Annotated in this window: 22 protein-coding genes; 3 read left to right on the top strand and 19 right to left on the bottom strand. The window is 69.7% G+C overall.

What is annotated here, in order from left to right; genetic code table 11:
• Positions 1-34: 34 nt before the first annotated feature.
• Positions 35-196, top strand: coding sequence for a hypothetical protein (locus QNJ12_RS08515; protein ID WP_300621597.1), 162 nt, complete (start codon positions 35-37; stop codon positions 194-196).
• A gap of 277 nt (positions 197-473) precedes the next feature.
• Here QNJ12_RS08515 and murA read toward each other — a convergent pair whose 3' ends face one another.
• The gene (gene murA / locus QNJ12_RS08510; protein WP_300621594.1) at positions 474-1,775 is read right to left on the bottom strand and encodes a UDP-N-acetylglucosamine 1-carboxyvinyltransferase; all 1,302 of its coding nucleotides are present in this window, start codon (positions 1,773-1,775) and stop codon (positions 474-476) included.
• Positions 1,776-1,871: 96 nt separating this feature from the next.
• On the opposite strand from murA, the gene QNJ12_RS08505 reads away from it, so the two are divergent.
• Complete coding sequence (locus QNJ12_RS08505; RefSeq protein ID WP_300621592.1) at positions 1,872-3,413, top strand: MFS transporter; 1,542 nt, start codon at positions 1,872-1,874, stop codon at positions 3,411-3,413.
• Here the strand turns inward: QNJ12_RS08505 and QNJ12_RS08500 are convergent.
• The 4 genes from QNJ12_RS08500 to QNJ12_RS08485 form a co-directional block, all read right to left on the bottom strand.
• Complete coding sequence (locus QNJ12_RS08500) at positions 3,391-3,954, bottom strand: alpha/beta family hydrolase (protein ID WP_300621589.1); 564 nt, start codon at positions 3,952-3,954, stop codon at positions 3,391-3,393. The genes QNJ12_RS08505 and QNJ12_RS08500 overlap by 23 nt on opposite strands.
• 33 nt (positions 3,955-3,987) lie before the next feature.
• A complete protein-coding gene (locus QNJ12_RS08495; RefSeq protein ID WP_300621587.1) occupies positions 3,988-4,689 on the bottom strand; it encodes a J domain-containing protein in 702 nt (233 codons plus the stop codon).
• A 68-nt stretch (positions 4,690-4,757) separates the two neighbouring features.
• Complete coding sequence (locus QNJ12_RS08490) at positions 4,758-5,537, bottom strand: hypothetical protein (RefSeq protein ID WP_300621584.1); 780 nt, start codon at positions 5,535-5,537, stop codon at positions 4,758-4,760.
• Between the two features lie 9 nt (positions 5,538-5,546).
• Positions 5,547-7,337 carry a prolyl oligopeptidase family serine peptidase gene (locus QNJ12_RS08485; protein ID WP_300621581.1) on the bottom strand — a complete coding sequence of 597 codons (1,791 nt, stop codon included), beginning with the start codon at positions 7,335-7,337 and terminating at the stop codon, positions 5,547-5,549.
• A gap of 528 nt (positions 7,338-7,865) precedes the next feature.
• Here QNJ12_RS08485 and glpX point away from each other — a divergent pair.
• Complete coding sequence (glpX, locus tag QNJ12_RS08480) at positions 7,866-8,864, top strand: class II fructose-bisphosphatase (protein WP_300621579.1); 999 nt, start codon at positions 7,866-7,868, stop codon at positions 8,862-8,864.
• A 118-nt stretch (positions 8,865-8,982) separates the two neighbouring features.
• On the opposite strand, the gene QNJ12_RS08475 is transcribed toward glpX, so the two are convergent.
• The 14 genes from QNJ12_RS08475 to QNJ12_RS08410 all read right to left on the bottom strand — a co-directional run bounded on the left by QNJ12_RS08475 (position 8,983) and on the right by QNJ12_RS08410 (position 21,975).
• Positions 8,983-11,670, bottom strand: a complete 2,688-nt coding sequence (locus tag QNJ12_RS08475) for a sulfatase-like hydrolase/transferase (protein WP_300621576.1) — start codon at positions 11,668-11,670, stop codon at positions 8,983-8,985.
• 130 nt (positions 11,671-11,800) lie between these two features.
• On the bottom strand, positions 11,801-12,313 hold the full coding sequence (locus QNJ12_RS08470) for an O-acetyl-ADP-ribose deacetylase (RefSeq protein ID WP_300621572.1): 513 nt from the start codon (positions 12,311-12,313) through the stop codon (positions 11,801-11,803).
• Positions 12,310-13,086 carry an SDR family oxidoreductase gene (locus tag QNJ12_RS08465; protein ID WP_300621569.1) on the bottom strand — a complete coding sequence of 259 codons (777 nt, stop codon included), beginning with the start codon at positions 13,084-13,086 and terminating at the stop codon, positions 12,310-12,312. The genes QNJ12_RS08470 and QNJ12_RS08465 overlap by 4 nt, the downstream gene beginning before the upstream one ends.
• A 238-nt stretch (positions 13,087-13,324) precedes the next feature.
• Positions 13,325-13,726 carry an ATP synthase F1 subunit epsilon gene (atpC, locus tag QNJ12_RS08460; RefSeq protein WP_300621567.1) on the bottom strand — a complete coding sequence of 134 codons (402 nt, stop codon included), beginning with the start codon at positions 13,724-13,726 and terminating at the stop codon, positions 13,325-13,327.
• A 111-nt stretch (positions 13,727-13,837) separates the two neighbouring features.
• On the bottom strand, positions 13,838-15,274 hold the full coding sequence (gene atpD, locus QNJ12_RS08455; RefSeq protein ID WP_367281768.1) for a F0F1 ATP synthase subunit beta: 1,437 nt from the start codon (positions 15,272-15,274) through the stop codon (positions 13,838-13,840).
• A gap of 50 nt (positions 15,275-15,324) precedes the next feature.
• On the bottom strand, positions 15,325-16,548 hold the full coding sequence (locus tag QNJ12_RS08450) for a F0F1 ATP synthase subunit gamma (RefSeq protein ID WP_367281767.1): 1,224 nt from the start codon (positions 16,546-16,548) through the stop codon (positions 15,325-15,327).
• A 44-nt stretch (positions 16,549-16,592) separates the two neighbouring features.
• Positions 16,593-18,185 (bottom strand): F0F1 ATP synthase subunit alpha, encoded by a 1,593-nt coding sequence (atpA, locus tag QNJ12_RS08445; protein WP_300621558.1) that lies wholly within the window; start codon positions 18,183-18,185, stop codon positions 16,593-16,595.
• 32 nt (positions 18,186-18,217) lie between these two features.
• Positions 18,218-18,745, bottom strand: a complete 528-nt coding sequence (gene atpH / locus QNJ12_RS08440; RefSeq protein ID WP_300621556.1) for an ATP synthase F1 subunit delta — start codon at positions 18,743-18,745, stop codon at positions 18,218-18,220.
• A gap of 100 nt (positions 18,746-18,845) precedes the next feature.
• Entirely contained in the window at positions 18,846-19,397 is a 552-nt protein-coding gene (locus tag QNJ12_RS08435) for a hypothetical protein (protein ID WP_300621554.1), read from the bottom strand.
• Positions 19,394-20,062: an ATP synthase F0 subunit B gene (locus tag QNJ12_RS08430; protein ID WP_300621551.1), complete on the bottom strand. Its 669-nt coding sequence runs from the start codon at positions 20,060-20,062 to the stop codon at positions 19,394-19,396. Before QNJ12_RS08430 ends, QNJ12_RS08435 begins: the two co-directional genes overlap by 4 nt.
• Positions 20,063-20,111: 49 nt before the next feature.
• On the bottom strand, positions 20,112-20,378 hold the full coding sequence (gene atpE / locus QNJ12_RS08425; RefSeq protein WP_300621549.1) for an ATP synthase F0 subunit C: 267 nt from the start codon (positions 20,376-20,378) through the stop codon (positions 20,112-20,114).
• Between the two features lie 51 nt (positions 20,379-20,429).
• Positions 20,430-21,191, bottom strand: coding sequence for a F0F1 ATP synthase subunit A (gene atpB, locus QNJ12_RS08420; RefSeq protein WP_300621546.1), 762 nt, complete (start codon positions 21,189-21,191; stop codon positions 20,430-20,432).
• A gap of 23 nt (positions 21,192-21,214) precedes the next feature.
• Positions 21,215-21,658: an ATP synthase subunit I gene (locus tag QNJ12_RS08415; RefSeq protein WP_300621544.1), complete on the bottom strand. Its 444-nt coding sequence runs from the start codon at positions 21,656-21,658 to the stop codon at positions 21,215-21,217.
• Positions 21,655-21,975 carry an AtpZ/AtpI family protein gene (locus tag QNJ12_RS08410; protein ID WP_300621542.1) on the bottom strand — a complete coding sequence of 107 codons (321 nt, stop codon included), beginning with the start codon at positions 21,973-21,975 and terminating at the stop codon, positions 21,655-21,657. The genes QNJ12_RS08415 and QNJ12_RS08410 overlap by 4 nt, the downstream gene beginning before the upstream one ends.
• Positions 21,976-21,984: the final 9 nt, after the last annotated feature.

Genomic DNA, 21,984 nt, shown 5'->3' with positions numbered 1-21,984 from the left:
CATTCAATCAGCGAACCCCGTACGATTCCGAGCCATGGAGACGATCCCCGCGCTGATCGCCCATCAGGGTGGCTGGGACGAGATCCTGCTCGTGGGGGGACCGATCGTGCTGATCATCGGGGTCCTGGCGCTCGCGAAGCGCCGCGTCGACGCGCAGGCCGCGGCCGACGACGAAGCGCCGGCACCGAAGCCCTGAGCAGATCGGTACGCGAGAGCCCGGCGGAGCCCGATCCCTCGGCGTCGAAACCGCACCGACGAGCGGTGCGCGAGCGTCGAGGCGCGGTCGCGGAAACGACGAGCTCTGCCAGGCCGAGCCAGATCCGACGTGGTCGGTCCGGCGGAGCCACCGGGCGCAGAACCGGCACCGCGATGCGGCGGGCGAGCGGCGCAGCGGGGCGGAGCCGGCCAGCCCCGCAGGTCAGCCGATCCAGTTGTGCCGGTCGGGCGCAACCCGATCAGCACTGCGGAGCGGGTCAGGCGTCGAATCGGGTGATGTCGGCGCCGATGCGCTGCAGCCGGCCGACGAGGTCGTCGTAGCCACGGTCGATGTGGTGCACGCCCGTGATCGTGGTGGTGCCTTCGGCTGCGAGACCGGCCACGACCATCGCTGCGCCGGCGCGGATGTCGTGCGCCGTGACCTCGGCCGCAACGAGGCGGGGGACACCGCGGATGACGGCGTGGTGCCCATCGGTCCGGATGTCGGCACCGAGCCGCTGGAGCTCTTCGACGTACCGGAAGCGACCCGGGTAGAGGTTCTCGGTGACGATGCCGACGCCCTCGGCGACCGAGAGCATCGTGGTGATCAACGGTTTGTAGTCGGTGGCGATGCCCGGGTAGGGCAACGTGGCGAAGTCGGTCGACCGCAGGCGTCCGGGGGCGGCGACGCGGAGACCGTACGGCAACGGCTCGAACTCGAGGCCCATGTCGCGGAACCTCGTCAGCACCATCTGCATGTGGCCGGCCTGGGCGTTCAGCAGGTCGAGCCGCCCACCCGAGACCGCGCACGCCGCGATGTACGTCGCAGCCTGGATGCGGTCGGGCACGGTCTCGTGTTCGCAGGCGCGTAGCGAACCCGGCGCGACGCCCGTGATCCTGAGCTGTGACGTGCCGATGCCCTCGATCTGCGCGCCCATCGCGACCAGGTACTCGCACAGATCGATGATCTCGGGCTCGCGTGCAGCGTTCTCGAGGGTCGTCACCCCGTCGGCGTAGACCGCGGCGGTGACGAGGTTCTCGGTGGCACCGACGCTCGGGAACTTGAACATGATGTCGGCACCGCGGAGGCGATCGACACTCGCCTCGACGTAGTCCTCGCCGTAGGAGAACGACGCGCCCATCGCCTCGAGCCCTGCGATGTGCATGTCGATCGGTCGGCTGCCAAAATCGTCGCCACCGGGCATCGAGAGCCGCACGTGCCCGCAGCGGGTCAGGAGCGGACCGAGCACGTTGATCGAGGCCCGCATCTGCTCGACGAGCTCGAACGGCGCCACCGGCGTGAGGTCGCCGGTGTTGCGGATCGTCACGGCGCCCCGTCCCAGAACCTCGACCTCGGCGCCGATCGCGCGCAGAAGCTCGGCCATGATCGAGACGTCGATGATGTCGGGCACGTTCGAGAGCTCGAACGTGCCGTCGGCGAGCAGGCTCGCAGCCATCAGCTTGAGCACCGAGTTCTTCGCGCCGGGGACGGCGACCTCGCCGGACAGCGGCCCGGTGTTGCGCACCGCAATGCAGCAGTCGCCGCCCGACCCCTCGGCTGTGGTCACTCGATCGGTCATCACCCCATCAGTATGGACCCGAGCTTCGGGCGACCCTCGGACTCGTCGTAGCCGCTCCGACGGCGCCTGGTTCGGGTACGCCAGTATGCTCCGGCCGTGCTCACAGGGCGTCGGACGGTCACCCGCGCGTGGCCGGACGAACCCGCCGTTCGCGAACGCCTCGCCAGCCCGCGCCGTGACCTACTGATCGAACGAGCGTGCGGGGACGGCGTCTTCGAGCAGGAGACCGGCCCGTTCGGCACCTATCGACGTCGCATCGCGGAGCGGGACGGCCAGCTGATCGAGACGACCGAGTACCACCTCGCGATTCCGTGGTTCGGCTGGTTGTTCGCGCTGCCCGTGCGCGCCCTGCTCGGGCGACGCAACGGCGCACCCGACGTGGCGCGTGGCCGGTCGCCCTGGTGGGCACCGCCCGACCAGATCTCGAAGCGGCAGGCGCTCATCCTCGGGCTGCTCGCGGCGGCGTCGATGTCGTCGGCGTTCACGAACACGCTGTTCACGCAAACCGTGAAGTTCGCCGCCGACGACTTCGGCGTCGGCAACACCGGCGTCGGCGTCGCCGGTTCGATCGTGCGCGCCGGCATCGTCATCGCGATCCCCTTCGCCGTGCTCGCCGACCGCGTGGGCCGGCAGCGCGTCATCCGGGTCGTGGCCTGGGCGGCGCCGACCATCACGGCACTCGGCGCGCTCGCGCCGAGCTTCCCGCTGCTCGTCGCGACGCAGGCGATCGGGCGGCCGCTCGGGCTCGCCCTCGACTTCCTGATCGCCGTCGTCGCCGCCGAGGAGATGCCGCGGAACAGCCGCGCCTACGCGGTCAGCGTGCTGGCGATGGCCAGCGGGCTCGGCGCCGGCATCGCCGTCATGGCGCTGCCCCTCGCCGACCTCGGCGACAGCGGATGGCGGTTCGTCTACCTCGTCACGCTGATCTGGCTGGTCGTCGCCGTCGACATCGCGCGCCGGCTTCCCGAGACGAAGCGATTCGAACGTCCGCACCGCATCGCGCCGCCGCTCGACCGGCGACGGTTCGCCGTCCTCGCAGCGGTGGCGGTCGGCGCGAACTTCTTCGTCGCGCCGGCCAGCTTCTTCCAGAACAGCTACCTCCGGGACATCCGCGGGTTCGACGCCGGGCTCATCTCCCTGTTCACGCTCACCACCGCGACCCCGGCCGGGATCGGCCTGATCGTCGGCGGTCGGCTCGCGGACATCCGGGGTCGACGCCGCCTCATCGCGGTCACGATCCCGATCGCGACGGCGCTGGTCCTCCTGTCGTTCTCGGTCGACGACGCCCCGATGTGGCTCTCGGCGTTCGGCGGGGGCTTCGTCGGCGGCATCGCGTTCCCCGCGCTCGCCGTCTACCGAGCCGAGATGTTCCCGACGGGGAACCGGGGGCGGGCCGCGGGGCTGCTGACCGCATCGGCGCTGATCGGCGGCATCGGCGGCCTCCTGCTCGTCGGCCAACTCCTCGACCGTGGACTTCCCTACAGCCAGGTGATCGGGCTCGTGTCGCTCGGGCAGCTGGTCGTCGTGGTCCTCGTGCTCACGCGGTTCCCCGAGACGGCCCACCGCGAGCTGGAGGACCTGAACCCCGAAGACGTCGGGCCGGCTGCGCCGGCGGTCACCGAATCACACGGTCCATGAAGTCGCGGACGGCGCCGGCGACGGTGTGATCGGCCCCCTTCAGGTCGTGGCCCTTGCCCTCGATCCAGAGATGGGCGACCTTGGCCTTCTTCGGCATCGTCGCAGACCACGTGGTGAGCTCGCCGGGTGAACCGAACGCGTCCTTCGTCCCCGAGATGAACAACGTCGGGACCGCGACGTCGGGCAGGTGCTCGACCCGCAGGCGATCGGGCTTGCCGGGAGGGTGCAGCGGGTAGCAGATCAGGACGAGGCCGCGGAGCTGCGACGGCGGCGGCTGCCCGTCGGCGCCCGCTGCGATCATCGAGCACATGCGGCCCCCCATCGAGCGACCACCGAGGACCAGCGGACCGTCGTCGAGCGACGCGATCTCGTCGCGAACCGCAGCAAGCAGCTTCGGCGCCCGGTCCGGCGCCCGCCGGCCCTCCCGGCGGTACGGGAAGTCGGCACGGACGCATCGGTGAGGCGCGACCCAGTGGTCGATCGCAACGAGCGACGGGTGCGAGGAGTCGGTGCCGGCACCGGGATACAGGAGCAGCGTCACGCTCGGCGGATCCCCGCTCGGCCATGCAGCACGTCAGGCCACCTTGCCGGTCAGGATGCGGCGCGCCTCGTTGAGGTCGAGGATCGCCTTGCTGGCGTCGAGTGCCTCGCCGCCGTGGTCGGGGTGCACGTCGCGCATCCGGCGGCGGAAGTGCCTCGTCACCTCGCGCTTCGAGGGTTGCTTGGCGTCGGGCGCGAAGCCGAGCACGTCGAGCGCCCAGGCCATCGGGTCGGCCATCGCAGCGAGCGTCGACGACTGCGCGCCGGCCAGGTGCGCGACGAGCGCCGGGCCGATCGGACCCCGCCACGTGATCGCCTTGCGGAGCACCGGCGCGATCACGTGTCGGCTCGCGGGCTCGAGACGCTCGAGGGCGTACACGGCACCGAGGACCTGGGCGAGATCGCTGCCGGTGGTGGCGAAGTCGAACTCGATGTCGTCGCCGTCGCCGAGCATGGTGTGCCGGCTGTGCGAGAGCCCGTGGCGGTCGACCTGGAATCGGTGACGCAACCGCGGTTGCACCACGCGCGCCCCGTTCTCGACCTCGCCGATCAGGCGGGTGACGTCGCCGATCGACTCGACCGGCACACCCGTGATGTGGTTGGCGATGACGGCCCCGAGCAGCAGGCCGCCGAAGCCCGGCGCAGGGTCGACGGGGAGCACCAGATGGCCGAGCGCCACGCGCCTCGTGGGGACGGCGGGTCGGGTGTGGAAGACCTCGAGCTCGGCCAACAGCATCGGATGCGAGGGTAGCGCTGCCGTCCGTCGTGATCTCGGCGAGCCGAGGATTCCCGCCGCTCGGTCGGTCAGACGTAGGGGCGGGCCACGTCGCGTAGCTCGCTGGCCTTCTCGAGGAGCTGCTCGGGATCGGCACCTGCCTCGAAGAGGTACACGAGGTCCTGGCCCCGTTGGACGATGGACGCCCACGCGCCGACGGCCAGCCCGAAGGGCGGCGCGTTCGGCGACAGCCGCGGCACGAGGTCGAGCACGGCCTTGCGGGCACGGCCGTGGGTGATGTCGCGCGCCAGCTGGTCGGCGGCCCGGTACAGGTCGTGCAGCGCACCGTCGGGCGCCTCGGTCTCCTCGTCGAGCGATGCGACCTCACCGGCCTCGATCGCATCGAGCAGGTCGTCGACGACGTGCTCGGCGTCCTGGGCGACGATCAGCCTGCGACCCTCCCAGGCGTGGGGGATCTCGGCGTCGACGAGCGACTCCTTCAACATCTCGATGTCGCCGAACGGCCACTCGTCGAGGCCGAACTCGGTGGAGGCCTGGCCTTCGAGCAGGGGCACCGGGAACGGCCCGATCTCGGCCTCGAGCTCGTCGAACAGCCGGTCGACGCCCTCCTCGACGGCTTCGGGTACGACCAGCTCCTCACCCTCCCAGACGTGGGGTACCCCGACCTCGGCGAGCGTCTCGGCCAGCTCGGCACGCTGATCGATGCTCCAACCCGTGAGGTTGTAGTGGACCTTGGTCTGAGCGGGGTCGTTGGGGTCGAACTCGACGTCGAACAACGGCGGGGCGCCGGCCGCGACGTCGGTCGACTCTTCCTCGCCGTCACCGCCGGACTTGTTCACGAAGGGCATGCGGAGACGCTACCGGTCGCCGAGCACGCGCCGCAGGAAGGCCGCCGTGAGCGCGTAGTCGGCGCGCTTGTTCGCAGGGTCCTTGAAGCCGTGGCCCTCGCCCTCCATGACGACCAGCTCGACGTCGCCGCCCGCCGCTCGCACCCGCTCGACGAAGCTGGTCGTGGACGACAGCGGCACCACGGGGTCGTCGTCGCCGTGCATCACCAGGATCGGCACGTCGATGGCGTCCGCGCACCCGGCCGGCGATCGCTGCTCGTATCGCTCGACGTCGCTCGACGGCCCGACGAGGTGCACGGTGTAGTGGGCCTCGAAGCGGTGGCTCTCGTCGGCCAGGACGGCCAGATCCGTCACCGGGTACAGCACGACGGCGCCGGCGGCCAACCCGGCGTGGCGCCCGAGCACGCCGAGCGCGGTCAGGCCACCCGACGAGCTGCCCATCATGACCGTCGTCGCCGGCGAGCTGCGGCCCGCGGCGTGCGACGCGGCGAGCACGGCGGCGGTGTCGTCGACGTCGAGGCGGCCCCACTCCGAGCGCAGCGCCTGCTGGTACTCGCGTCCATGACCGGTGGAACCGCGCGGGTCGGGCACGAGGACGTCCCAGCCCTGGGCCCACCAGTAGGCGATGCGCGGCATGAACTCGACCTGCCACTGGTCGGTCGGTCCGCCGTGGATCCAGCACAGGGTGCGGCCCCGCCCTGCGACGTATCGCCGGGCGTGCAGCACGTGCCCGTCGTGGTCGACCTCGACCAGCTCGGGTTCGGGGAGCTCGGCCGACTCCCAACCGAGCACCGGCCCGACGGCGAGCACGGTCCGCGACCAGTCGGCGGTGTCGTAGGCCACGATCTGCGTGGGCGTGCGGGCGCCGGTTCGCAGGGCCACGACGCGGTCGCCGGCCCACGAGAGCTGACCGTGCACGCCGCGGGCGACCTCGACCACCGTGCGGGTCGCCACGTCGACGACGCAGAGACGGCCGAAACCGCGTTCGTTGCGGGTGAAGGCGATCCGCGAGCCGTCGGGTGACACCGCGAACGAGTGCTGCCCCATGCCCCACGACGGCCCGGCGTGTTCGAACGGCTCATCGACGAGCGGCGCGTCCTCCAGCCACAGGTTGAGCCACCCGGTGTCGTCCCGGACGCAGACCCCGCGACCGTCGGGCATCGTCCGGGGCTGGTGCACCGACGTCGGGCCCTCGAACCGATCGCGCTCGCCGCTCCTGAGCACGAGTCGCTCGACGCGGGCGGCGTCCCACGGCATGTCGGGCACGTCCCACGCCGTCCACAGCACGGTGCTCGCGCACGGTGTGATGTACGGATCGAACACGAAGTCGGCCGAGCCGTCGTCGAGCCGCTCGCCATCGACGAGATCGGCGGCTCCGCCGGCCCCGCCGGCTTGGTCGAGCGTCCAACGCCGGATCTCGGCCTGGTCGACGGCGGCGACGACGGACGTTGCGTCCGGGGAGACCACCGGGGCCTCTGCTCGACGTTCGTCACCGACGGCGGTGATCCGCTTCGGTGGTGCGCCCGAGACCGGTTGCAGCCACACATCGCCGTCTCGGGCTGCGTACACCACCCCGGAGCCATCGGGCATCCAGTCGAAGCAGCCGCCACCGAGGCCGCGACCCGGCGACGGATGCGGCTCGGTGGTGAGGATCCGTTCCGGCCCCCCGTCGACGGGCACCATCGCGATCGCCACGCCACCACCCCAGCGGACGACGAACGCGACCGAGCGGCCGTCGGGTGACAGTCGCGGCTCGGTGAGATCGCGGCCGGCCAGGCACATCTCGACGCTGATCTCCATCAGGTGCGAGCGTACGACGCGAAACCCACTTGATCGACGCCCGTCCCGTGCGGCACCGTGTGAGTGTCCGAACCCGACGAAAGGAGGACCCATGCTGCACATCGATCGTTGCGCCACCCGCATCGCCGCGCTCGGCAATCAGTGGGGCCCCGCCGTCGGTGCGTTCGCCCAGCCGATGAGCTGAGCGCCGAGGTTCGACCGGCGACCGCTGCGTCGTCCGTGACCCGCGGTCCGCCGACCGCCGCTCGCCGCGCCCCGTTCCGGTCGGCACGATCCGGGCGCGTGCGCGCCGTCGGGATCTCCCGTCACCCCGTCTCACACCACCAACAGAAAGGCACCGCCATGTACGGCAATGATCCACACCTCCTGCGTCAGCTCGTCGCCGATCGGCACGAGTCGCTCCGCAAGTCCGCCGGCCACAGCCGGTTGCGGCGCGAGGCCAAGGGACCCAGGCGTCACCGGCGCCGGTCCGGACCCAGCGGGTAGCAGATGTGACCGGCTGGGCATGAGGCCACTACGGTGAGCCTCATGCCCAGTCCGGCCGCGCAGCGTCCCGACCGAAACCTCGCCATGGAGCTGGTGCGAGCCACCGAGTCCGCCGCGCTCGCAGCGGCTCGATGGGTCGGGCGTGGCAACAAGGAAGGCGCCGACGCCGCAGCGGTCGACGCCATGCGGCTCAGCCTCTCGAGCGTCCAGATGAACGGCCTCGTCGTCATCGGCGAGGGCGAGAAGGACGAGGCGCCGATGCTCTTCAACGGCGAGGTCGTCGGTGACGGCAGCGAGCCCAACGTCGACGTGGCCGTCGACCCGATCGACGGGACCACGCTCACGGCCAAAGGGGTCAGCAACGCGCTGTCGGTGATCGCCGTCGGCGAACGTGGGTCGATGTTCGACCCGGGCCCCTCGTTCTACATGGAGAAGATCGCCGTCGGCCCCGCCGCCGTCGGGGCGATCGACATCACCGCCAGCGTGACCCAGAACCTGCGCTGGATCGCCAAGTCGAAGCAGGAGAGCGTCCGCGACCTCACCGCCGTGATCCTCGACCGGCCCCGCCACGAGGCCCTGATCGAGGAGGTCCGTGCGAGCGGTGCTCGGATCCGGCTGATCCGCGACGGCGACGTGTACGGCGGCATCGCGACCGCCTGGCCCGAGGCGGGCGTCGACGTGCTGTTCGGCATCGGTGGCACGCCAGAAGGCGTCATCACCGCGGCGGCGCTCAAGAGCATGGGCGGCGAGATGCAGGCCCGCCTGGCACCGCAGTCCGAGGACGAGCACGCCGCCGTCACCGAGGCCGGGCTCGACCTCGATCAGGTGCTCATGCAGGACGACCTGATCCAAGGCGACAACTGCTTCTTCGCCGCGACCGGCCTGACCGACGGCCAGCTGCTGCGCGGCGTGCGCTTCGACTCGCAGGGCGCCCGGACCCAGAGCCTGGTGATGCGGTCGCGGAGCGGCACGGTGCGGCTCATCGACGCCCGGCACCGCGTCCGCAAGCTGCAGGAGTTCAGCGCGATCGACTACACCTGACCGCCGCGTTCGTCCGCTCACCGCGGGCGCACGAGACGACCTCGGACGCGATCGTCGCCTCGAGGACCTGCCTCCGGCATCTCGCTGGCGGGCCGACGTCGCACCGTGCGCCCGAGCGTCACTCCCACTCGTAGAACCCGTCCCCGAGCGAGGCCTCCAGGGCGAGCAGGCTCGCCCGCATCTCGTCGGCCCGGTCAGGGTGGGATGTGACCACATTGGCGAGCTCACCCGGGTCGGCGACGAGGTCGTAGAGGGCCTCCTCCCCCGTGCGGTACCTGATGAACTTCCAGCGCGAGCGCCTGATGCCCCGGGCGCGGAAGTCGTCGAGCGTCGGTCGTTCGACGAGTGTGTCGACTCTGAACTCGTCATCGTCGATGTGACCGTCGAGCAGCGACATCATCGATCGGCCATCCGGTGGCTCCGGCAGTTCGAAGCCACCGATCTCGGCGAAGGTCGGAGCGAGATCGATGTTCGAGACGACGGCCGATGACGTGCGGTTGGCCGGCGACGCCGGCCAGCGCACGCGCAGGTGCGCTCGTATGCACTCCTCGAACAGGTGGCCCTTGCCGGTGAGTCGGTGGGCACCGTAGATGTTGGAGTTGTCGGCCAGGAAGAACACGGCGGTGTCGGCGAGCATGCCCGCCTCCTCGATCGCGTTCAACAGCCGGTGCATGCCGTCGTCCACCGCGCGCAACGTTCGAAACGCCTGCAGGTGATCGTCCTCGACAACGGCGAGTTGCCGGGCGTCGAGCGGCGGGATCGACGCCAGCGCGCTCGGCTCGTCCGCACCCACGACGTTGTAGTTCGGCGGCCGTGTCAGGTCGCCGAGCGTGTAGGAGTCGGCGAACCGCGCGGGCGGCACTGCGGGGAGATGCGGGGCCTTGAGTGCGAGGTACGCGAACGTGGGCGTTGCCGGATCCGACACCATCCACTCGATTGCCTCGTCGAAGAGGTGGTCGGTGAGGTGGACGCCGGAACCCCGATGGTCGACGAGGTTCCCGTCGTCGTTGAGGCGGTAGTCGAAGTAGACGGTGCTGCCATCGGGCACGGCAACCCATCGGTCCCATCCGACAGCGACTGCATCGACTCGCCCGCGGTCCCCTTCGATGGGGAGGTGGTACTTCCCGAACATGCCGGTTCGGTAGCCGTGGTCGTGGAGCTGTGCGCCGATGAGCGCACGGTCGGGAAGCCACCAGCGAGACTCGAGCTCACCGTGGGCATTGGGATTGGCGAGCACACCGTGTCGGCGTGCGTACATGCCGCTGTGGATCGTCGCCCGTGACGGTGCGCACAGAGGTCGTGAGACGATGCCGTTCGGGAAGTCGACCCAACTTCCCATGGGTGACGCAGCCAGGCAGGGCAGCGCCTGCATGGCGTCGTGCGGGGGATCATCGACCACGACACAGACGATGTGGCGAGGACCACCGGCGCCGCGCCCGGACCGTGCCCCGGTCGTCCCGGTCGAGGGGGCGGGGTTCGGGTACCTGGGAAGTCGTGGCGTCGCAGGCACGCCGGTGAAGTAGCCGGCGATGTCGAACACCACGTGCGAGCCGTGCGACGAGAACACCTGGAATCCGTGGCAGCGCGTGATCGGCGTGATGACGTGGTTGGCCACGACCGACCCCGGCGCCACGACGTTGACGTTCGACGTCGGCGGGATCGGCAGTCTGGCCGGCGACATCGTGAGAAAGCCGGCCGCCCGGGTGTCCGCGGCGGTGAGGTTGCCTGCGATCGCTGAGGCACCGCTCGCGGCGCGGCCCGTCACGGCGGCCTCGACGACCCACTCGGCCCACAGCTTGCCCATCTCGCCCGGTCGGCGGGTGTCGAGGATGCGAACCGGCACCAGCGGCACGAACAGACCGTCCTGCGACAGCTCGCTGGTCGGCCCGGTGAAGTACCCGGCGACGTCGACGATGAGCTTGGCGGGCGTCAGCGCGAAGATCTTGATCCGGCGCCTGCCGTCGACGTCATCGACGGGCACGATCATGGCAGCAGCGCGCGTCGAGCCGGCCGCAGCCACGTTCAAGCTCGACGTGCCGGGTACCTGCGCATCGGAGAAGCCGAACGCGGTGAAGAACCCCGGGCCGGTCGACTCCGTCGCAGTCAGGTTGATGACGACCGACGAGGCGTCGGGCGGCACCCACCGACTGACATCGACGACGGTGACCGAGTCGTTGCCGACCAGATGGGGTCGAGTGTCGATCGCCCGCCGCGCCGTCGCCAGCCCGACGAAGCGGCCTTCCCGCGTCATCGTCGTCTGGGGCTGGTAGTAGCCGAGCACGTCCACGATCACCTCACACGACGCGAGCGAGAACAGATCGATGGACGAGTCGGTGCCCGTCTTGACCGTGACGAGGTTGGCAGCGACGTCGCCGGCTCCGACGAGGTTGAGGTTGCTCACCAACGGGACGGCCGCATCCGAGGGGAAGACCGTCAGGAAGTTGGGCTGCGACGCATTGACGGCGGTGACCGTCAGCACCAGCGCGGATGCTCGCCGGGGCACCCCGTTGGTCCCGGCGATCTTCAGCCGCAGGCGGTTCGGCGCGACCGTGCGGAACCGGTACCTCGCCGGTTCGCGGGTGTCGAGCACGCGGACCGCTGTGGCGAGCGATCGGTAGCTGCTGGCCCCCTCGGGCACGGCCGCGTGCGCTGCGCCCGGCGGAAGCACCGTGGTCAGGGCACCGGCTCCGGCAACTGCGCCGAGACCTTGGATGAACCGTCGCCGGCCGATGCGTTCGGGGTGCGGCCGGTCGCCGGCGTCGCCGTGTTGCCCGGCGGCGAGGTCCGGCCGGCGCGGGGCGCTCATGCTCGCAGCCCGTGCGGTCGATCGTCCGAGGCCGATGGTCGCCCGATCACCGCACCCCGCGCCGGCGTCGCCACGGCCGACTGGTGCCTCGGCGTGCCCGTCGAGATCAGCCGGTGCATGGCCGCGACCGTCAACCCGCCAGAAGAGCCTCGAGCGCCCGAGCCGACTCGGCATTGAAGGCACAGAAGAGCACCTCACCCGGGATCGCGTGGGACGTCAGCCACGAACGGACCGTTGCGACGGCGATCTCCGCAGCATCATCGATCGGGTACCCGAAGACACCGGTGCTGATGCCGGGGAACGCGATGCTCGCGGCGCCGACGCGTGCCGCCTCCTCGAGCGACCGCCGGTAGCAGCTCGCGAGCAGTTCCGATTCGCCGTGGAGGCCGCCGCGCCACACCGGACCGACCGTGTGGATCACCCACGACGCGAGCAGCCGATGGCCGGCGGTCACCTTCGCATCGCCCGTTTCGCATCCTCCGAGCGTTCGGCACTCCTCGAGGAGATCCGGACCGGCCGCTCGATGGATCGCGCCGTCGACGCCACCACCGCCGAGCAGTGACGAGTTGGCGGCGTTGACGATCGCGTCGACGTCGAGGGTCGTGATGTCGGCCACGACGACACGGACACGATCGATCGTCATTGCCGTTGCACGAGTCCCGAGAGCCGACGCTTGAGTCCTCGCGGGATCGGCCCGCCGAGGCCGACGACGGCCTTGTAGAGCGTCCCGGGGACCGAGATCGTGCGATTCGCCGCGACGTCGCGGAGACCGGTCCGTGCGACGTCCTCGGCGGTGGTCCAGAGGAACCTCGGGAACTGCGTGACGTACTGCTCGGTGCTGCTGACGCTCTGGAACTCGGTTCTCGTGAGGCCCGGACAGAGCGCCGTCACGTTGATGCCGGAGCCCTTGACCTCTTCGTGGAGGCTCTCGCTCAGGCTGGTGACATAGGCCTTCGTGGCGGCGTAGACGGCGAGGTCGGGCGCCGGCTGGAAGCTGGCGACGCTCGACACGTTGAGCAACCAGCCCACACCGCGTGGCACCATCGCCGAGATCGCGGCGTTGCTGATGCGGGTCAGCGCGGCGATGTTGAGCTCGATCTCGTCCGCCAGGCGATCGGCGTCGAGCTCGTGGAACCTGCCGCTCGTACCGAACCCGGCATTGTTGACGACCAGCTCGACCGGAGCGTCGCCGTCGCGAACGCGCTCGACCACGGTGGCCTGCCCACCGGCGTCGGTCAGGTCGGCGGCGAGCACCTCGATGCCGTCGAGCTCGTCGGCGAGCTCGTCGAGGCGGTCCTGCCGCCGTGCGACGACGACGGTCGGCACACCGGCCGCGGCGAGCTCGCGGGTCATCGCCTCCCCGATCCCCGACGATGCCCCCGTCACGAGCGCCGACCGGAACGGATAGGACGTCATGCGCGCGAGCGTACCGAGCGGGGGAACACGGGCCCGCAAGGACATCGTCGCCGCCGACCCGAGTGCAGGCGTTCAGTGGGCGAGCGCCGCAGCGGAGACGGCGAGCAGGGAAGGCGAAGCCAGTCATCTCGCCGCGGCCGACCGCGCCCTGAAGGGCGGGGAGGCGAGGAGCGCAGCGAAGCGAGCCCCGCAGCTCCGGGAGGCGAGGGCTGCTAGCCCGAGCCCGTGCGCAGCCCGATCAGATGCCGGCGCCTGCGGCGTTGAGGCGAGCGTGGGCACGAGCGAGGGCACTGATCGCCTCGGCGTCGTGCTCGTGACGCAGTCGCTCCTCGGCGCGCTCCTTCGCCCGCCGGGCTCGCTCGATGTCGATCATGCTGCCGAGCTCGGCCGCATCGGAGAGGATCGAGACCGTGTTGTTGCCGACCTCGACGAACCCGCCGTGCACGGCGATGTCCTCGATCTCGCCACCGACCTGGTACACCCGCGTGTGGTTCTCCTGGAGGGCCCCGAGGAACGGCGCATGATCGGCCTGGAACGCGATCTCGCCGCCGCCGAGGGTCCGAGTGATCACCATCGTCGCCTCGCCGGAGTAGAGGACCTCCTCCGGCGACACCACTTCGACCTTCATCGGTTCAGCCATGTCCGTACGACCTCGTGCGCAGGTGGCCGACGGCGCCCGCCAGCGAGCACGGCCACACGGAGGGAGCAGCCGAAGCGCAGCCGATGCCAGCCCCGGCCATCATGAGCGGCATCAGCTGTCCTGGAGCGCCTGGGCCTTGGCGAGGACCTGCTCGACACCGCCGACGTTGAGGAACGCCTGCTCGGGCACGTCGTCGAGGTCGCCGTTGAGGATCGCCTCGAAGCTCTCGACGGTCTCCTCGACCGGCACGAACTCGCCGTCGAGGCCGGTGAAGACCTTGGCGACGAAGAACGGCTGGGAGAGGAAGCGCTGGATCTTGCGGGCCCGGTTGACCGTGAGGCGGTCCTCGTCGGACAGCTCGTCGAGACCGAGGATGGCGATGATGTCCTGCAGCTCCTTGTAACGCTGCAGCGTCTCCTGCACGTTGCGGGCGACGTTGTAGTGGTGGTCGCCCACGACCTCGGGCGACAGGATCGTCGACGTCGACGCCAGCGGGTCGACCGCCGGGTAGATGCCGAGCGCCGCGACCTGCCGGCTCAGCTCGGTCGTCGCGTCGAGGTGCGTGAACGTCGTGAACGGCGCCGGGTCCGTGTAGTCGTCGGCGGGCACGTACACGGCCTGCAGCGACGTGATCGAGCGGCCTCGGGTCGAGGTGATGCGCTCCTGGAGCTGACCCATCTCGTCAGCGAGCGTCGGCTGGTACCCCACGGCCGACGGCATGCGGCCGAGCAACGTCGACACCTCGGAACCCGCCTGCACGAACCGGAAGATGTTGTCGACGAACAGCAGCACGTCCTGGTTCTGGACGTCGCGGAAGTACTCGGCCATCGTCAGCGCCGAGAGCGCGACGCGGAGGCGGACGCCCGGTGGCTCGTCCATCTGGCCGAACACGAGCGCGGCCTTCTCGAACACGCCCGACTCCATCATCTCGAGCCGGAGGTCGGTGCCTTCACGGGTGCGCTCGCCGACGCCGGCGAAGACCGACACACCACCGTGCTGCGACGCCACGCGGTTGATCATCTCGGTGATCAACACCGTCTTGCCGACGCCGGCACCACCGAACAGGCCGATCTTGCCGCCCGCCACATACGGGGTGAGCAGGTCGATGACCTTGATGCCGGTCGGGAAGATGCGGGCCGACGGCTCGAGCGCGTCGAAGGTGGGCGCCTCGCGGTGGATGTCCCAGCGCTCCATCTGGTCGTAGCCGTCGGGCTGCTCGTCGAGCGCCTCGCCCCACACGTTCCAGACGTGGCCGAGGACCTTGTCGCCGACGGGCACCTGGATGCCGTGACCGGTGTTGCGCACCGACGTGCCGCGCTGCAGGCCGTCGGTCGGCTTCATGCACACGGCGCGGACACGGCCGCTGCCGAGCTGCTGGGCGACCTCGGCGAGCACCTTGGTGGTGACGCCTTCGACCTCGACCTCGAACTCCAGCGCCGCGTTCAGCTCGGGGAGCGCGCTCGGCGGGAACTCGACGTCGATCACCGGGCCGGCGATGCCGACGACGCGGCCGTCCTGCAGGTCAGTGGATGGTTCCGTCATGGTCATGGCTGTCGTGTCTCCTCAACCGTTGTTCGTTCGTGTCGGGCCTGACGGCCTCAGAGTTGCTCGCCGTACTTCGCGAGGTGGGCGGCCTTGGCCTGCCCGATCCAGTCTTCTCGTTCGATGCGGCCCTTGAAGTTCAGCAGCGCGCCGATCCGCTCGACCTCGTCGGGCGTCCACTGCGCGATCTGCTTGAAGGTGGTCACCCCGGCCTCGTTCAGCTTGCGTTCGATGACCGGGCCGATGCCGTCGATGCCCTCGTCGAGTTGATCGGGCTCGAGCGTGGCGGTCGCCGGCCCGGCCGAGGACGGCTCGGTCGCGCCGCCTGCCGGTGCCGACGGTGCCGACGGTGTGATCGGGGCGGCGGGTGCACCGCCGAAGCCGGCGTCGACGCCGAAGTCGATGATGCGCACGTCCTTGTCGTTGCCCGAGCCGAGCGCCTCGGCGCCACCGACGATCTCCATGATCTCGGTGGTGATCGAGTCCTGGCGGGCACGGTTCATGATGATGCTGAGGTTCTTGATCAGCTCGTCGGCGTTGTCGGTCGCCGACTTCATCGCCCGCTGGCGGAACGCGTGCTCGGAGGCAGCCGCGTTGAGCAGTGCGGCGTAGACCCGCGCCTCGACGTAGCGGGGCAGCAGCGTGTCGAGGATCGTGGTGGGGTCGGGCTCGAACTCGTAGTCGGCGCCGGTGCCGTCATCGGACCCGGCCTTGCCGTCGCCGCCGACGACCGTGTCGGTCGACAGCGGCACGAGCGGCCGCAGCACGACCTCCTGGTTGCCCGGCGTGATGAAGCGGGTGTACACCAGCTCGACCAAGTCCACGTGGCCGCTCGCGTACAGCTCGATGACGTGGCGGCCGATCTCCTTCGCATCCTCGTACGAGGGGTTGTCGCTGAAGCCGCCGAAGCTGCGCCCGAGCCGGTAGTCGCGGAACTTGAAGTAGCTCTCGGCCTTGCGCCCGACGGGCACGATCTCGTAGCCCCTGCCGGACTGCACGTCGGCCTTGATCTCACCTTCGGCGGCACGCTGGACACCGGCGTTGTACCCGCCGCAGAGACCACGGTCGGCGGTGATGACCACGTAACACACGTTCTTGGTCTCGCTGCGGCCCTGCAGCAGCGGGGAATCGGTGCTGCCGCCCGCAGCGGCGAGGTCCTTCACGACCTCGGTGATCTGCTGCGAGTACGGCACGGCTGCCTGCACGCGCTGCTGGGCCTTCACGATGCGCGACGCGGCGATCAGCTCCATGGCGCGAGTGATCTTCTTCGTCGCCTGCATCGACCGGATCCGGCCCCGCAGAATGCGTTCTTGACCTCCTGCCATTACTCCGTGGCCAAGGTCTTGGTGGATTCGGCGTCGGCCATCTCGTCGGCGTCGACGCTCGTCGGATCGACGGGCTTGCCGTGCGCGGTGGAGGCCTCGAACTGGTCGGTGAACGCCTGCACGGCGTCGGCGAGCCCGTCGGGGACGCCGCCGGTGCCGATCTCGGACATCAGCCCGCCGTGGCGGGTGCGCATGAACTCGAGCAACTCCACCTCGTACCGCTTCACGTCATTGACGGGGACCTCGTCGAGGTATCCCTTCGTGCCGGCGAAGATCGACACGACCTGCTCCTCGACGGGCATCGGGCTGTTGAGGGGCTGCTTGAGCAGCTCGACGAGCCGGTAACCGCGCTCGAGCTGCGCCTTCGACACCGCGTCGAGCTCGGATCCGAACGTGGCGAAGGCCTCGAGCTCGCGGAACTGGGCGAGGTCGAGCTTGAGCGTGCCGGCAACCGACTTCATCGACTTGATCTGGGCGGCACCGCCGACCCGCGACACCGAGATGCCCACGTCGACGGCCGGGCGCACACCGGACTTGAACAGGTTCTCCTGCAGGAACACCTGGCCGTCGGTGATCGAGATCACGTTGGTCGGGATGTAGGCCGACACGTCACCGGCCTTGGTCTCGATGACCGGCAGTGCGGTCAGCGACCCGGCACCGTTCTCGTCGGACAGCTTGGCGGCGCGCTCGAGCAGCCGGCTGTGGAGGTAGAACACGTCACCGGGGTACGCCTCGCGACCCGGGGGACGGCGCAGCAGCAGGGAGAGCTGACGGTACGCCTCGGCCTGCTTCGAGAGGTCGTCGTAGACGACGAGCGCGTGCTCGTTGTTCTCCATCCAGTGCTGCCCCATCGCACACCCGGCGTACGGCGCCAGGTACTTGAACGGCGCGCTGTCGGCCGCCGGTGCGGTGACGACGACGGTGTACTCCATCGCCCCACCCTGGCGAAGCGTCTCGACGGTCTGCGCGACGGTCGAGCCCTTCTGGCCGATCGCAACGTAGATGCACTTCACGCCCTGACCCTTCTGGTTCAGGATCGTGTCGATCGCGACCGTCGTCTTGCCGGTCTTGCGGTCGCCGATGATCAGCTCGCGCTGGCCACGGCCGATCGGCGTCATCGCGTCGATCGACTTGATGCCGGTCTGGAGCGGCTCGTGCACCGGCTTGCGACCGAGGATGCCGGGCGCCTGGATCTCCATGCGGCGCAGCTGCGTGCCGACCAGTTCGCCCTGACCGTCGACGGGCTCACCGAGCGCATTGACGACGCGCCCGAGCACGCCGTCGCCGACGGGCACCGAGAGGATGCGGCCGGAGGCCTTGACCGTCTGGCCCTCCTCGATGGCGCTCGTGTCGCCGAGGACGACAGCGCCGATCGACTCCTCGTCGAGGTTCAGGGCCAGGCCGACCGAGCCGTCCTCGAACTCGAGGAGCTCGTTCACCGCGGCGCCGGGCAGGCCCGACACGCGGGCGATGCCGTCGCCGACCTCGGCCACGCGGCCGACCGTGCGGGCCTCGAGCGACGGCTCGTAGCCCTCGAGGTTGGACTTCAGCGCCGAGGCGATGTCGGCTGCGGAGATGGTGAGTTCTGCCATGTCAGATGTTCCTACGACTACTTTCTGGCGCCTTACAGGCGGCTCTTCAACTGATCGACGCGGGTCCGGACGCTGCCGTCGATGACGCTGTCGCCGACGGTGGCGACGATGCCGCCCAGGATGGAGGGGTCGACGATCACCTTCAGGTTGACCTGCTTGCCGGTGGCGTTGGCGAGCGCCGCCTTCAGACGGTCTTGCTGGTCGTCGGTGAGCGCGACCGCGGTGCGCACCTCGGCGACCTCGAGGTTCTTGGAGTTCGACGCGCGTGCGACGAGCTTGTCGATGATGGCGGGGAGATCGCGACCGCGACCGGAGCCGACGACCATCGACACCAACTGCGTGGTGGTCGGCGTGGCCTTGCCGCCGAGCAGATCCTCGACGATGGCCTGCCGCTTGCCGGCCGGCACCATCTCGTCGGTGAGCGCGTTGCGGAGCGCGTCGCTCGACTCGAACGAGCGGGCGAACCGGAACAGCTCGTCCTCGACCTCGTCGAGCGTTCCCTCGGCGCGGGCGACCTCGAACAGGCCGCGTGCGTAGCCGTCGATGCGTGCGTCACTCATCGGCGCGCCTCCCCGTCTGTTGAATCGGTCACCCCGGATGAGGTCCGACTGCGCCGATGAGCTGCGCTCGCCATGACCATGATTCGCTCGCTGCGCTCACTCATGACTGTCCCACCCTTGCGATGAAGTGCTCGATGAGGTCCTGGTGGACCGCATCGTCGATGACGCCGCCGGCGAGCACGCTCTCGGTCGATTCGCCGGCGAGCCGGGAGATCTCGGCTCGCAGCTCGTCGTTGACCCGCGTGGCGCCCGACGCGATGTCGGCGTCGGCGCGCACCTCGAGCTCGGCGACCTCCTGGTCGAGGCGGGCACGACCCTCGATCAGGAGCTGCTCGGCCTGGGCATCGGCCTCGGCGAAGAGCCGCTGACGCTCGGCGTCGATGTCGCCGGCCGCCTGGCGGATGTCCGCCGCTTCGGCCTCGGCCTCGGCCTGGGCGGTGGCGGACTCGTCGAGCTCGGTCTGGATGCGGTTGGTCCGGTCGGCCATGGCGGTCCTGATCGCCGGCCAGGCGAACTTCCACAGCGCGGCGAAGATCAGGACCGACGAGATCGTGCCGTAGATGAGCTCGGCGTCGGCCGGGAACAACCAGTCGATCGATCGGGCGTCGTCGATCGGCTTGCCCTCGGCACCGAAGATGACGGCGAGGCTCATGACGGCACCCCCGCGGACATCGCGTCGTCGACCGCCCGGCTGACGGCCGAGCCGTCGGGGGCCCGGCCGATCGAGAGCTCGATCGTACGGCTGGTGACCTCGCCGACGGCGGCGGCCACATCGGCTCGTGCCGCGTCTCGGGCCGCCTGCGCCTCGGCGGCAGCGGCCTCGCGCTTGGCGGCGATCGCTGCGTTCACCTCGGCGAGCCGGGCAGTGCGCTCGGCCTCGAGCGTCTGGCGGGCGGCCTCGACCCGCTCGTTGGCCTCCGACCGCACCGTGGCGAGTGCCGATTCGTACTCGGCGACCTCGGCGCGGGCAGCCGCACGAGCGGTGTCGGCCTGCTCGTGCCCCTCACGGATGCTCGAGTAGCGGGCCTCCATGCCCTTCTTGACGGCGGGGAAGAGCCAGAACCGCATCAGCAGCGCCAGCACGATGAACGCGCCGGCGCCCCACGCCAGCTCCTTCACCTCGACGGCGAGCGGTGACGGGCCCTCCTGGCACGGGTGCGCGGCCTCGGCGTTCGCTTCGTACTCTTCGAGTGTTTCGTAGGGGAACTCGCAGAAGTCTTGTGACTCCTCGAAGCTCATGAGCTCGAGGTCGTCGTCATCGGCGGCGATGAACCCGACTTCGATCGCGAGTCCCCTCGTCACGACGGCTGTCAGCACGTCATCTCCTTCACGGGAGTAGTGGACCTGATGTGGTGTTCGCTCTCGATCAGAGACCGATGAGGATGAACACCACGAAGCCGATCAGGGCGAGCGCCTCGGTGAAGGCGATGCCCAGGAACATCGTGGTGCGCACCATGCCGGCCGCTTCGGGCTGGCGGGCCATCGCCTCGACGGACTTGCCGACGAGATAACCGATGCCGATGCCGGGGCCGATGGCCGCGAGGCCATAGGCGAAGCCGGCGGAGCTGGCGGCTTCGGCCGCCTTGAGGCCGTCGGCGTCGATGGCCTGAGCGAGGATGCTGAATGCTTCCATGGTGGGTTTGATCTCCTGGTTGGTGTTGAGATGGGAGAGGGCTGAGAACGGTCAGTGCTCGGGGTGGGCGGCGCCACCGATGTAGACGGCGGCGAGGATCGTGAAGATGTAGGCCTGCAGGAAGCCGACCAGCACCTCGAACGCAGTGATGAACATGAGCATGAAGAGCGGCAGGATGCCGACCGGGATGAGGGCGGCGTTGTCACCCTGGAAGAGCTCTTCGGAGAGCAGCGAGAACGTGACGAGCAGGATGTGGCCGGCGAGCAGGTTGGCGAAGAGACGAACGGTCAGCGAGAACGGGCGGACGAGGAACGTCGAGATGAACTCGATCGGTGCCACCAGGATGTAGAGCGGGCCGGGAACGCCCGGCGGGAACAGCGAGTTCTTGATGTACGCCGGCCCCTGGTGCTTGAACCCGACGCCGATGAAGATCACCCAGACCAGCAGCGCCAGGAACATCGGGATCGCGATGCGAGCCGTGGCGGGCATGTACAGGACCGGGATGATGCCCGGCAGGTTGCACAGGTAGATGAACGCGAAGAGGCTCAGCATGAACGGCGTCCAGCCCATGCCGTCGCGGCCCATCGTCGGCATGATGATCTGGGTCTCGATGAACTCGACGATCGTCTCGGCGAAGTTGCGCACGCCCTTCGGGGCCTTCATGCCGTCCTGACGCGCGGCGAGCAGGAAGATGACGATCGAGATCAGCGACGCGAGGACTGCGATGATCGCGACCTTGTTGAGACCGATCGGTTCCACGACGTCCCTCCAGCGGAGGATCTCGTTGATCGGCGGGAATTCGAGTGCGAGCACGTTTGATGTCCGTTCAGGTCTCGTTACGGGCGGGCAGGTTTCAGGCCCGAGTGGGCCAGGGAGATGGCGACGTACTTGAGCTCCCAGACGAGGAGCCCGAGGTGCGTCACGATGATGGTCGCTCCGAGTGCCGGAAGCGAAATCCAACCGGCGTCCTTGACGAGCAGGACGGCGAGCATGATGAGCCCGAGCCGGATGAGGTAGCCGAACAGCGTGGCTCCCATCATCAGGCCGAGCGAAATCTTGGCGGTGTAGGCGATCAGCGCCGCCGACAGCAGGAAATTGACGAGCACGAGGCCCAGCGCGTACGCCGAGGACCAGGCGCCCTCGCTCCCCCAGACGAGGCCGCAGACGATGATGATCGCGGGGGCCACGTACAGGCCCCGCTTGGCCATGTCGGTTGAGAGCTTGATCTCGACGGGATCACCGTCGAGGCGGGTCGCCATCGGTTCCGCGGCCGGCGTCACGCAGCGCCCTCCAGACCGTCGCGCGAGGTGCGACCGTCGGTGAGCCGGGCGGCGCGTTCGGCCTCGAGGCGCTCCATCCGCGCGTCGTAGACGTACTTCATCCGGACGAACGACCCGACCGCGGCGAACAGCACGAGTGCGATCGTGAAGAGCGGGAACAGCCCGAGCCACCGGTCGAGCAGCCAGCCGATCACGAGGAACGCGAGGACGGTGAGCGCCAGATCCATCCCCCGGCCGAGCGAATCATCGCCGGCTGTCGCGGCGGCGTCGGACCTGGGCCGCTGCGCGCGGTCGATGTTCGTGAAGAGGAGCTTCATGGAGACGGT

The organism is Ilumatobacter sp., assembly GCF_030065885.1.
Lineage (GTDB): Bacteria > Actinomycetota > Acidimicrobiia > Acidimicrobiales > Ilumatobacteraceae > Ilumatobacter.
This window is presented reverse-complemented; position numbering and strand designations above follow the sequence as displayed.

Excerpts from the sequence above, each read along its gene's own strand:
- QNJ12_RS08515 (WP_300621597.1), top strand. The coding sequence starts at position 35 with ATGGAGACGATCCCCGCGCTGATCGCCCATCAGGGTGGCTGGGACGAG.
- murA (WP_300621594.1), bottom strand. The coding sequence starts at position 1,775 with ATGACCGATCGAGTGACCACAGCCGAGGGGTCGGGCGGCGACTGCTGC.
- QNJ12_RS08495 (WP_300621587.1), bottom strand. The coding sequence starts at position 4,689 with ATGCTGTTGGCCGAGCTCGAGGTCTTCCACACCCGACCCGCCGTCCCC.
- QNJ12_RS08490 (WP_300621584.1), bottom strand. The coding sequence starts at position 5,537 with ATGCCCTTCGTGAACAAGTCCGGCGGTGACGGCGAGGAAGAGTCGACC.
- QNJ12_RS08485 (WP_300621581.1), bottom strand. The coding sequence starts at position 7,337 with ATGGAGATCAGCGTCGAGATGTGCCTGGCCGGCCGCGATCTCACCGAG.
- glpX (WP_300621579.1), top strand. The coding sequence starts at position 7,866 with ATGCCCAGTCCGGCCGCGCAGCGTCCCGACCGAAACCTCGCCATGGAG.
- QNJ12_RS08475 (WP_300621576.1), bottom strand. The coding sequence starts at position 11,670 with ATGAGCGCCCCGCGCCGGCCGGACCTCGCCGCCGGGCAACACGGCGAC.
- QNJ12_RS08470 (WP_300621572.1), bottom strand. The coding sequence starts at position 12,313 with ATGACGATCGATCGTGTCCGTGTCGTCGTGGCCGACATCACGACCCTC.
- QNJ12_RS08465 (WP_300621569.1), bottom strand. The coding sequence starts at position 13,086 with ATGACGTCCTATCCGTTCCGGTCGGCGCTCGTGACGGGGGCATCGTCG.
- atpC (WP_300621567.1), bottom strand. The coding sequence starts at position 13,726 with ATGGCTGAACCGATGAAGGTCGAAGTGGTGTCGCCGGAGGAGGTCCTC.
- atpD (WP_367281768.1), bottom strand. The coding sequence starts at position 15,274 with ATGACCATGACGGAACCATCCACTGACCTGCAGGACGGCCGCGTCGTC.
- QNJ12_RS08450 (WP_367281767.1), bottom strand. The coding sequence starts at position 16,548 with ATGCAGGCGACGAAGAAGATCACTCGCGCCATGGAGCTGATCGCCGCG.
- atpA (WP_300621558.1), bottom strand. The coding sequence starts at position 18,185 with ATGGCAGAACTCACCATCTCCGCAGCCGACATCGCCTCGGCGCTGAAG.
- atpH (WP_300621556.1), bottom strand. The coding sequence starts at position 18,745 with ATGAGTGACGCACGCATCGACGGCTACGCACGCGGCCTGTTCGAGGTC.
- QNJ12_RS08435 (WP_300621554.1), bottom strand. The coding sequence starts at position 19,397 with ATGAGCCTCGCCGTCATCTTCGGTGCCGAGGGCAAGCCGATCGACGAC.
- atpE (WP_300621549.1), bottom strand. The coding sequence starts at position 20,378 with ATGGAAGCATTCAGCATCCTCGCTCAGGCCATCGACGCCGACGGCCTC.
- QNJ12_RS08410 (WP_300621542.1), bottom strand. The coding sequence starts at position 21,975 with ATGAAGCTCCTCTTCACGAACATCGACCGCGCGCAGCGGCCCAGGTCC.